Origin of the sequence: Archangium sp., from assembly GCF_036389735.1 — a bacterium.
GTDB lineage: Bacteria > Myxococcota > Myxococcia > Myxococcales > Myxococcaceae > Archangium.
On sequence record NZ_DASVWK010000541.1, the window covers coordinates 1 to 2,658 of the forward strand.

Genomic DNA, 2,658 nt, shown 5'->3' on the forward strand with positions numbered 1-2,658 from the left:
GGCCGCCGGTGGCTCGACGAGGAGTTGCTCGCCCTCTCCGAGTCGCTCGCCCACGTGACCGGCGCCTTCCGCAAGCCTCCCGGGTTCTGAGCCGCGCACGTTGACGGACAGGGGACGACCCTCACCCTCGCCCTCTCCCAGAGGGAGAGGGGACATCCACGGGTTCAATCCACGTGCGCGTCCGGGTCTCCCTCCCCCAACGCCTCGAGCACCAGCTCCCCCGCCTTCTCCAACGCGTGCCCCGGCGCCAGGTCCTTCGCCACGAACAGCACCGAGTGCACCTTCTCCGCCAGCTCGCGCGCCCCCAGCGTCTCGCCCTTCACCACCTCCTCGCAGAGGTGCAGCGCCAGGTCCACCAGCAGCAGCCTCCGCCGATCCACCCACCCCTGTGACGGCTTCGGGCTCGCCTGCTCCGGGTAGGCATCGTGCACGCGCTCGTGCACCTCCTTCAGCGCTCGCAGGATGGACTCGCGGTGTTCCCGCGTCAGCTTCGGGGCGCCCGCGCCTCGCGGGCTCTCGGGATCCTGATTGTCACTCATGCCCAGACGTTACCAAGGCACGGGCCGGCGGTTGCGGAAGAAGCCTCCCGTGGGCCCCCGCGGCGGCAGTGTCGCCGCCCACACGAGGATGTCCGCGCCCCGCTCGACACTCCGCGCCGCGTGCTTCCCCCCCATCTCCGTCCTCACCCAGCCCGGACACACGGCGTTGACGAGCAGGTTGCGGGGCTTCAGCTCCTCGGCCAGCTGGCGCGTGAGCGCGTTGAGGCTCAGCTTGGAGACCCGGTACGCCGAGGTCGGCCAGCCCTTCTCCTCGTGCACGCCCGCTCGCACGTCCTCGACGAAGGCCCTCACCAGGGCCTTCAGCTGCTCCTTGGGCGGGGGCGGGTCGAAGCGTCGCTGGAAGGCGGGCGGATAGTCCTTCAGCTCGGACAGGCTGCTGGACACCATGACGACGCGCCCGTGCTCCTCCACGAGGGGCAGCAGGCGCTCGGTGACGCGCAGCGGCCCGAGGAAGTTCACCGCCACCGTGTACTCGGCCACGTGGGCGTTGAAGCCCTCCATGGCGATGCCCGCGTTGTTGATGAGCGCCGAGAGCCGGACACCCTGTTGCTCCAAGCGCCCGGCGAGCGCGGCGAGGCTCTCCAGGGAGGCGACATCCAGGGGCTCGAAGTGGACGTCGAGCCCCTCGGAACGGAGGGTCTCACAGGCCCGCTGGCCCTCGTCGGAGTCAGGCGCCGTCAGCCACACCCGCCAGCCGAGCCGTCCGAGCTGCCGGCAGGTCTCCAGTCCCAGACCACGATTGGCCCCGGTGACCAGGGCCGTTCCGGTTCCCTGCTTCATTCGCCCGCCCTTCGGCTCGGGAGTTACCTCCACTCTCGCCGTGCCCCCGTGCCCTGACAAGGGGGGCCCCGAGGACGGTCAATGGACCGTGGAATCACAGGTCACACCGTGTACATTCCGCACTCTCTGTAAAACAGGTTGAACGCAGAGGAGGAGGACGCTGACCCACGCTCACGGGGCCCCGGTCTTCGGAGTAGCGGGCGGCACGGCCGGGGCCTTCGGGGCCTCGGCCGGCGCCTCGGGACGCGGCAGCACGCCCGGTACCTCCGCCAGCACGTACGCCACCCACGCCACCGCCGCCGTGCTGCGGGCCAGGTCCTTCGGGTCCACCTTGTCCAGCGTGTCCGCCTCCGAGTGGTGCACGTCGAAGTACCGGCTGCTGTCCACCCTCACTCCCACGAAGGGCACCCGCGCCGGCACCAGCGGCGAAAGGTCCGCCCCTCCCGCCTCCCCCGCCAGGATGCTCGCCGCCCCCAGCCCCTCCAGCGGGCTCAGCCACGGGCGCACCAGCGCATCGCCCCCCGCTCCCGCGCGCAGCACCACCCCCAGCGGCCTGCCGCCTCCCGAGTCCATCTCCAGCGCCGCCACGTGGTTGCCCAGCTCCGCCGCGTGCGCCTCGGCGTAGGCCCGGCCTCCGCGCAGCCCGTTCTCCTCGTTCGCGAAGAGCACCACCCGCACCGTGCGCCTCGGTGCCGGCTTGAGCTTCGCGATGAGCCGCGCCGCCTCCATCACCATCGTCACGCCCGCCCCGTCATCGTGCGCCCCCGTCCCCACGTCCCACGAGTCCAGGTGCGCCCCCAGTAGCACCACCTCGCGTGGCTTCTCGCGGCCCGGCACCTCGGCCACCACGTTGAAGGAGTCCGCGTCCGGCAGCGTCTGGTTGCTCAGCTTCAGCTCCACCTTCACCGGCCCGCGCGCCAACAGCCGGTGCAGCAGCTCCGCGTCCTCCACGGACACCGCCGCCGACGGTATCTGGGGCACGCCCTCCTCGTAGCGCATGGCCCCCGTGTGCGGCGAGCGCAGCGAGGCCGTGGCCAGCGAGCGCACCAGCGTGGCCACCGCCCCCGCCTTCCCCGCCACCGACGCCCCTCGCGTCCGCAGCCCGGCCACCTTGCCGTAGTCCGCGGCCTCGCTCATGGCGTGGTTGAAGAAGACAATCTTCCCCTTCACCTTCTCACCGAGCGCCGCCACCTCCTCCAGCGAGCGCACCTCGAGGACCTCGGCGGTGAGGCCCTCGGCCGGAGTGGCCACGCTGCCGCCCAGTGCCAGCAGGGCCAGCGGGTGCTCCCGGAAGCGTTCCGAGGCCAGCACCCGCCCG

General features: G+C 71.9%; 3 protein-coding genes. All 3 read right to left on the reverse strand.

Features of this window, described 5'->3' with window-relative positions:
* Window positions 1-164: 164 nt before the first annotated feature.
* A complete protein-coding gene (locus VF794_RS19000) occupies window positions 165-539 on the reverse strand; it encodes a hypothetical protein (protein WP_331112386.1) in 375 nt (124 codons plus the stop codon).
* A 9-nt stretch (window positions 540-548) separates the two neighbouring features.
* Entirely contained in the window at window positions 549-1,340 is a 792-nt protein-coding gene (locus tag VF794_RS19005; protein WP_331112388.1) for an SDR family oxidoreductase, read from the reverse strand.
* Between the two features lie 171 nt (window positions 1,341-1,511).
* Window positions 1,512-2,658, reverse strand: a 1,147-nt coding sequence (locus VF794_RS19010) for a M20/M25/M40 family metallo-hydrolase (protein WP_331112390.1), incomplete at its 5' end; no start/stop codon positions are given.